Below are 9,049 nucleotides of genomic sequence, written 5' to 3'. Positions count from 1 at the left end.
CATCATCAAAATCTTTTAAAGCGCAAATACGATAAAGAGTTATAATATTACGAGTAAGAGCATGTTTAATTTTTTTGCTTTGAAGAGTTAATTCATATTTTTTGCACATAAGGATACCCTCACAATCAAATGTGATAAACGTTTTCTAAAATTTGGAATGGAAAATTTGAAAAGAGGGGCGCCCCGCACCGCCCGAGCATTCAATTATGCTGCTTTATTTTTGGAGAGACATAGACAATCTCTAATTCTCCATAAGGGGAGAGACGTTCAATATAGGTTTTAACCTCAGTAGACCCACCGATATTTTCACGAATAACAGCAATGCCATGGATATGAGCATTTTCACAAACATGCACGTTATTTGCTATACGAGCGTTTTCATAAACCCTAGCATTGTCATAAACATGGGCTTTAGTGAAAATCTTGGCAAAATCATAGATCTTTGCATTGCCATAAACAAAGCCACCAACGCCAGCATTGCCAAAAACCCGTGCATTTTGAAAAACCCGCCCAGGTTTTAAAACATAAGCATTATCACCAACCCAGCAGTTGCCATCATGAGAGAGGTTGCTTTCCTTTTCGATAAAGCCACCTAAATCCCCAGCTTTTACATCAGCAAAGTCTTTTAAAGCTTTAATACGATAAAGGGTTTGATTATTAAATACACGTGTCTCATTTGTGAGTGCAAACTTTTTTTGCATAGCACAATTCCTTTATAAGAAGATTCAATTTTTAAAATGAAATGTTTTAAAGAGAGGACGCCCCCGCACCGCCCGTACTTTATTTAAGCAGCATTATTTTCATATGCGCTGTCATCATCATAGCCATCATCATCATAATAGCCTTCAAAATCAGCATAATATTCGTCACGATAATAATCATCTTCGCTACCAAATTCGGGATATGCATCATCATCAATATCTTCATTCGCTTCTAAAAAGGCATTGCTATGAATATAAGAATTTCCAGAGATAAGAGCATCACAAACAACCGCATCATCAAAAACACGTGATTCATCACAGATATAAGCAGAACCACTTATTTTTGCATTGCCACCGACATGAGCATCATCACAAATGACAGCATTATCGGAAATATGAGCATGGTCAGTGACACGGGCGTTATCATAAATTTGTGCATTGCCTTCAATAACAACGGCGTTGCTAGCATGCGCATTGCCCGACAGCTTTGCATTATCCTTTAATGTCCTGCCTTGAAAAATAGCATAGCCATAAATTTGAGCATTGCCATAAACGTCGACAAAAAAGCCCCTTACTTTAGCATTATCAAAAACCCTAGCATTTTGGAAAACGCGTGCTTTATCGTAAACCCAGCAATTACCATCATGGGATAGGTTATCTTCATTTTCAATATACCCGCCGAGGTCACCTTTTTTGACATCATCAAAATCTCTTAAAGCTCTAATTCGCTTTAAGAAATGACTATCTATATATTCAGCATCATTAATAAATTCGTATTTTTTTGCAGGCTCTTGTTTATTAGCAGGCACGGTTTTATTTGAAATGTTAGAGGAAATTGTAGTGTTTTGTGATGTAGTTTTCATAACTAAATCCTAACTGTAAAAAGTTTTCAATTGACACCTTATAAAGGTGCCGGGTGTTGAAAACACGGCAGTTAGTCCGTTGCTACGCTTTTCCCATAGGGTATTATATGGCGTAACCACACCCGACAAAGCTCTCATATACCAACAAAGGCATAAAAGATAGTCAGTTTTTATAATAGGATTAGGTTTATCGTAACCTATTCGCTAACTGTAAGTGTTTTCATCACTTAATTATTTATGTAACAAAATATGTATTTATTGTCAATTAATTTATGCACTTTTTTGATATTTTTTATGATTTTTTTGAATGCATTGTGTGCAAATATTTATCATATGTTTATGAGTTATTTCTTTTGTATTCTATGCTTTTAAAGCTATATTATGGGCTTTCTTAAACGATTGTGTTCTTTTTTGAATCTATACATTTATAATATTTATAAACGCTCTCATCATGCGTATTTTATATCTTTATAACTGATCATGTTTTTTACTAAATGGTTTTTAAAGATTTCTGTTAATTTCTTTTAATAACACATTTGCAACTTAACAGCGTTTTTATAGGGGCTATCTTTATAAGCAACGCGTTCATTTACATTATGATTATGAAAGCCTGGTGTTTTCACGCGTGCTTTATAGCTGTTATATTCTTTATAACCATCGCATCATTTTCCATTTTCATAAGAGAAATGATAATTGTGATTTGTTGCTTCTTATAAAAACATTTAAAGAGAGATTGATTATTATAGAAATGAGCAAAATCACTTTAATTAATTTTTATCAGTCACTTAAATGGATAAATTTATGATTTTAGAGAATGATTAAAACACGTCTTTAAAAAGCATATGATCTTTTAAAACCTTCAAAAGACAGTTTATAATGATAAAAATGCTATCAAGATCATTATTTATGAGTTTTGTAGGGGGGTTGAGTTTTGACGGTTGCTGCTTTTAGATAAAAAAATAGTAAAAAGTAAAAACATTATATTTCAATATGTTAATATTTTACAGATGTTCAAAAAACAACCCATGTTGATAATAAAATCTATGAATTCAACTAATTGTATGTGTTTTGTAGGGGGGGGGGTCAATTTTTGCACCGTCAAAACCTATACAAAATGAATACACATAACTCTTTTTAAATAAAGCTTTTGAAAACAATAAAGCTATCATTTGAGATTACGGTATAACCTCTTAAAGGCAATCCAAAGTAGAGTGTTTAAAAGTGCAAATCCCTTTTTAGAATAATGCATATAAACACTCCTTTTGAGATTATAGGTAATCAACTTACAAAAGAGGTATAGCTATATTCTATACCCCTTAATGATTTAGCATCCCCATTATGTGAGCGTGCTTTATAAGTCTATTCGGTTTCTTTAATTTCTAATTTTGGTAGGTTCTTAACAATTTTCATTGTCTCTAAACTTACGGTAATAACCCTTTGAAACAATTCTAGAGGGTAGGCAGGATTACCAATGGTCTCAACAGCATAACGATTGGCATCATTCACAATACCACTCTTTTTATCAGTTTTAACGCATTGACGCCCCATAACTCATTCAAGAGCGGGTCTACCATTTACGATATACTCATAAGCTTCAAGAGGGATATCTGTTATTGTGATATTGCTGTTGTAAAAAACAGTCGATTTATCTTTTTCCTTACTATTCTTAATTTTTGCGAATTTCATTTCTGTAACGTAATAGAATTCTTCGGGGTTAGAGATATCAGTTTGTTTTGGATTGCCTTTTTTAAATGTGACTGGATAAGGTTCTATATCTTCATAATTGACGTGCAAATGACCCAGTTCACGTCCTGTATTACGAATTTCCAAAAGTTCTCAGCAGTTTTTACGCAAGGGATACGAGGGGGGCTTTAGAGAGATTATCGGCATAACGAATAATCTTGCTTTATGAAGTAAATCGTAAACGTAAATAAAAGATATTGTTTTTTGTTATCGTTTTAGGTCGTATTTTTTTGGCTTTTTATCAGGTGATCATCATGGATAATTTGTGGAAGTCTTTCATATGTAGCAGTACCAATAAATGAGATATATTCTGTGAATAAGAGGCTTTACTTGAACCTCAAAATTATACTATACGCAATGCCTTAAAGTTAAGAAGCATATAGAGCATGTGATTGTTATTTAACAGTGTGATTATAAGATCTTCAAAAGCGGGGGAAATGATATGGTTTGCACGACCAATAAAGCGGGTTTATGCAGTATAGTCTATGCTTTTCTGTTAGATTTTAGGTGTAATACTCTTATCCAACAATTAAAAAATTGTTACGTAGTTGGCGATTTTTTCTGTGACACTGATGAATGTGGTTCATTTTGTTTCTCACTTTGGGGCACAATGAATGCGTAGGTTTTTTTCCCCTTTTATTTTTGCAGTGTTGTTGTGCTTTTTTTCATGGGGAAGTTTTGCAGAAAGCATTCGTAATCAAGCGATTGATCAATCCGAGAGGATTCAACGTCAACAAACGCAAGACCAGCGTTTTCAACAATTACATCGTAGAAACGAAACGCATGAGATTTCATTACAAGATGATAATGAATCCCCATTATTTCAAAGTGATTTAACACAAAAAAACTGTTTGTTGATTAAAAGCATTGAATTTGTTGGTGTTCAGTTGGTTTCTTATGCCGACCTTCATAACGCCATTTCCTCTTGGGAAGGGCAGTGTCTTGGTATTGGTGAGATCAACAAAGTGCTCAAAGCAGTAACCAAGTTTTATATGAAGCGCGGCTATATTGCGGTGCGGGCTTATTTACCTGAACAGGATTTAAGGGGTGGTCGTCTTAAAATTGTTGTTGTTGAAGGACAAATAGAGAATATCACTCTGGAGGGCCGTAAAGTTGCAAGGCAAGATCAAGGGGAAATCATTACGGCTTTTCCAAATTTAGTGGGTCACCCTGCTAGTCTCCGCTCGATAGAACAAGGACTTGATCAAATTAATCGGCTTTTCTCTCGTTATGCGACGATTAACCTTGGTGCTGGGGAGGTTGTAGGTGGTTCTATTCTTGATATTCATATTGATAAGCAGAAGCCGTGGCTTCTTACACTTTCCAGTGATAATCTTGGTGCTCAAGCAACAGGGCTTTATCAAACGCGCGTTAGCCTTTCTTTTGATGATTTATTAGGGGGCAATGATCAATGGTCGTTTAGTTATCAGCGCTCCATGAATGGTGGTCCGTATCATTTTTCAGGCAAGCGTCCCAATAGTGATACGATAACGGGTTCCTTTTCCATTCCCTATGGCTATTGGACGGTAGGTCTTGATGGCAGTTGGAGTCAATATCATTCGAGTATTAAGGGAATATTTTCTGATATTGATACTGCCGGTAAATCTTTATCGCTTACGCCCTGGATTTCACGGGTTATTGACCGCGATCAAGAGAGCAAGACATGGATTACAGGACGGTTGACATGGAAATATTCCGATAATTTTATTATGGGCAGCAAGGTTGATGTTTCCAGCCGCAAACTGGCTATTGCAATATTAGAGCTTGATCATTCACGCAAATGGATGGGAGGAGAGTTAAGCGCTCATTTAGGGTTTCATAAGGGGTTGGCGATTTTGGGGGCTTATGATGATAAAGAGCAAGAAACTTCGATAAAAGACGCTCCCAAAGGGCAATTTTCAAAGTTGTCTTTTTCTTTAAGCTATGGGCGTGCCTTTTCACTCAAACAGTCTAATTTTCGTTATAACACGTTGCTTTCAGGGCAATTGTCCCCTGATACATTGTTTAGTTCAGAACAACTATCTCTTGGAGGCAACTCTTCTGTGCGCGGCGTGCGTGAGGCGGTTTATTACGGCAATAGTGGGGTATTTTGGCGCAATGAATTGTCGCTATTGTTGCCAGGTTTTTCTTCGAAAATAGGGCGTAAATTTATGGGGCAATTTGCACCGTATATGGCACTTGATTTAGGGATGGTCGCCAATGCCCCCCATAGAAATAGTTTTGGCGGTAACCTCGTTGGAGCAACTCTGGGTTTCCATGCAAGTGGAGAGATTTTGGATATTGATGCGTCTTATTCGGATATTTTAATCCAATCAACACCGATAGAAAAAGGTAATGCGACAGGGCTGTTTCAAGTGCGGGCATTATTGAGATTTTAAAACAAAGAGGCGGTAAAATATCGCTTAGCTGTTTATACCCATTGGGGTATTTTTTACAAAGAGATAGAAGCTTTTTGAGGAGGTTAAGATGCGGGGATTGAGAGATCAAAAGCATAAATTGGGATATGGAAGTGCACTAGGGCAGCATGCTCTTGGTGTTTTGCAGCGAGGGGCTCACAAGGGGCTTTCTCTCATTTTAAGCTTTAGTTTAGCTTTTCAACCTTTGTTAGCGCAAGCAATTGGTGCACAAAGATCACCAACACAAGAGGCACAAGGGATTAAAGCGGCAGATGGGGTTGGCTCACTTTTCCGCCCCACGATAGGAAAAGCCAGCAATGGGGTACCGCTTGTTGATATAGCGCGCCCCAATGGGCAGGGTCTTTCTCATAATAAATATGACAGTTTTAATGTTGATACCCATGGCGTGATTTTAAACAATTCGACTGAGGAGGTTTCACGCTCACAGCTTGGCGGTTTGGTGCTTGGCAATGGCAATTTACGGGGGAGTGGTGCGGCAAAGGTTATTCTCAACGAAGTGATAAGCGCCAATCGATCGCGCCTTGAGGGAATGAGCGAAGTTCATGGGGCCGCGGCGGATGTTATTATCGCTAATCCCAATGGCATTACCTGTCAGGGCTGTGGTTTTATCAATACACCTCGGGTGACTTTATCGACGGGGCAGCCAATCATCGGAGCTGATGGAACTTTAAGCGGTTTGCGTGTTGAGGGTGGTGATATCACCATTGGTGCTAAAGGCGCTGATGGGCACACAGTGGATATTTTTGATCTGGTTTCGCGCAAAATCAGTATAGCAGGACCCATACAGGTCAAAGGGGATTTAGCGGTTACTGCGGGGCATAATCATTTTGACTATGACAAACGGGAAGCAATGTCTCTTGGCTCTGATGGGAAAGAGCCGGAATTGGCAATAGATTCCAGCGAATTTGGAGGGATGTATGCGGGTCAGATCCACGTGCTTGCCAACGATAAAGGGGCAGGCGTTAAAATGCGGGGGGACATGGTTGCCAATGCAGGCGCCATGAGATTGACAAGTGATGGAAAACTGGTGATCAGCAAAGCGCGTGCTAAAGGCGCGGTACATGCGCACTCTCATCACGAGAGCGTTCATGTAAAAGACTTATTGTTTTCAGAAGATTCTGTTAAACTTAAAGCGCGTCACACTGTTGAATTAGCAGGACATGCACGGGTTGCAGCGAGCGGCAATGTTGATGTGAACTCCGATGTGATTAAGCTTGGCTCTAATGCTCTGTTGGCAAATGGTATTGGCAATGATGGCCAACAGTCAACGTCAGGCTCTTTGCACTTACAAGCGACAAAAGTTGAGGCAGGCAGTGGGCGAATTGCGGCTGGTGCGCTTTTACAGATAAATGCTGTGGCTATTGATCTTGATCGCGTGCAAGATAATGATCAGGTTGGGATCTCTTCCCTTGGCGATTTAACCATTAAAACCAATCAAATCACGGCTTTAAATAACCATATTGGTGCCAAGGGGAATGTTGTTCTGAAATCCGATGATGTGCTTAACATAGGAGCTGGTCATTATAGCGCTGGCGGTTTTCTTTTGGCGCAAGCAACAGCGCTTACATCACGGGCTCGTTTAGTGGTTGGGCAAAAAGTTGATCTTTCTGCCCAGAGTGGTGATCTTATCCAAGAAGGCAGTGTCTCCTCCAATGGAGAGGTGACGCTTCAAGCGCATGGGGCCCTTACCCACAAGGGTGATATTGTTAGTTTGCAAAAGGTTGCACTGACAGCGGGTGGCATGCTTACAACGGGTGAGGAAAGTACAGTGTTGGGGCATGATGTGCTTTTGAGCGCTGATCGTTTAAGCCAAGCGGGGACTGTGGAAGCACAAGGTGGAGAACTCGCTTTCCAAGTGCGTGATCAGATCATCAATTATGGCATAATGCGCGCTGATAGCGTCAATGCTCATGCTGGTGCTTTGACAAATCAAGGGATGTTGATTGCCAACAATGATTTACACCTGACGATCAACACACAAGAGGGAGCGGATCGTCAACAAGCTTTTCTTGAGAATGCTTCTGGTGCGGTTATTCAAAGTGGGGGTAGCTTTGTTTTGTCTGCAGGGCAAGTGCACAATTTGGGGGCGCTTGGCTCTAGTGATGAAAATCTTGCCCTTAATGTGAGCGGTGATCTGAACAATAGTGGGCTGATTTACGCCAAAAAAACTATGGACGTATTCAGTGATGGTGATTTGACCAATACACAGGGCAGAATAATTGCTGAAGAGGCTCTCACCATTCATGGGCTGAAAGAGACACGGGCTGGTCATATAAACAATGAGGCTGGTCTTCTCAGTGCTCTTGCTGGTGAGATGAAGATTGTTGCAAGGTCTTTTGTCAATAAAGGCGCTGCAATAACAAATTCAGATCAACAAAACGCTACACATGATGAAGGTGCGCATGTTTTAGCGCGGGATGGTTTGCACATTGATGTGAGGCGTTTTGAAAATGTTGATGGTCTCATTTCTACGCAAGGGGCAGTCAATGTTGTTGCAGACAGTGTGATCCAAGCAGGGCGCGTGGAGGTTGAGCGTGGTGAGCTTCAACTGACAAGCTATGGTGATTTAAGCAATAGCGGTACAATAGAAAGCAATGATGAAATTGCTTTGCATGCACAAACAAATCTTAATCAAATAGGGCGTCTTGTTTCTAAAAAGCGGATAGCGCTTTCCAGTGATGGCACCTTGACAATGGGCGAGACAAGTGAGGTTGGCGCCTATGATGTGGCATTGAGTGCAGGCATGCTCACCCATGCAGGGCTTGTGGAAGCACAAGGTGGTGCGCTTAGCTTAAACAGCTCTGGTCTTGTAAGCAATCAAGGCATCATGGTGGGTGTTGTTGTTGATGCAAAGCTTGGTTCATTAGTAAATTCAGGTCAATTTTTATCTCAAGGGGCTTTTACACTTGTCGCAGCAAATCATGATCCACTATTGGGGCAAACGGCTTTGGTTTTAAATGCTGAAGGTGGGGTTCTCAAAAGTGGTGGCGCTTTTGTTTTGACGACAGATGCGTTGAACAATGCTGGCATCCTTGGTTCTGGTGGTGATGGGGTTGCCCTCAATGTGAGTGGAGATCTGAGCAATAGCGGGCTGATTTATGCTAAGAAATCTGCCATGCTCTCCTTAGATGGGGATTTTATTAATCAGTTTGGCGATGTCATTGCCGAAGATAATTTAATTATCCATGGCTTAAAGGGAGAGCGGGCTGGTCATGTGATCAACAGTTCGGGTCTTTTAGAAGCTGTCTCAGGCGATATGCGTTTTGATGTCTCAGCTCTCACCAACATGCGTGAAGGTGGGGTTGAAGTGAGCGATAAAGTGGTC

Annotated in this window: 4 protein-coding genes and 1 pseudogene; 2 read left to right on the top strand and 3 right to left on the bottom strand. The window is 40.0% G+C overall.

The genetic code is table 11. The features are described from left to right. Positions 1–200: 200 nt before the first annotated feature. From ABD909_RS04265 to ABD909_RS04255, 3 genes and pseudogenes are all read right to left on the bottom strand, one after another. Positions 201–701, bottom strand: coding sequence for a hypothetical protein (locus tag ABD909_RS04265; protein ID WP_345096730.1), 501 nt, complete (start codon positions 699–701; stop codon positions 201–203). 83 nt (positions 702–784) lie between these two features. After that, complete coding sequence (locus tag ABD909_RS04260) at positions 785–1,564, bottom strand: hypothetical protein (protein WP_345096729.1); 780 nt, start codon at positions 1,562–1,564, stop codon at positions 785–787. Positions 1,565–2,923: 1,359 nt separating this feature from the next. Continuing rightward, positions 2,924–3,524: pseudogene (locus tag ABD909_RS04255) on the bottom strand (type ISP restriction/modification enzyme); the annotation flags it as partial. A gap of 397 nt (positions 3,525–3,921) precedes the next feature. On the opposite strand from ABD909_RS04255, the gene ABD909_RS04250 reads away from it, so the two are divergent. Beyond that, positions 3,922–5,685, top strand: coding sequence for a ShlB/FhaC/HecB family hemolysin secretion/activation protein (locus ABD909_RS04250; RefSeq protein WP_345096728.1), 1,764 nt, complete (start codon positions 3,922–3,924; stop codon positions 5,683–5,685). Positions 5,686–5,773: 88 nt separating this feature from the next. Then, a partial coding sequence (locus ABD909_RS04245) for a filamentous hemagglutinin N-terminal domain-containing protein (protein WP_345096727.1) occupies positions 5,774–9,049 on the top strand: 3,276 nt, incomplete at its 3' end.

The organism is Bartonella acomydis, assembly GCF_039543025.1.
Lineage (GTDB): Bacteria > Pseudomonadota > Alphaproteobacteria > Rhizobiales > Rhizobiaceae > Bartonella > Bartonella acomydis.
This window is presented reverse-complemented; position numbering and strand designations above follow the sequence as displayed.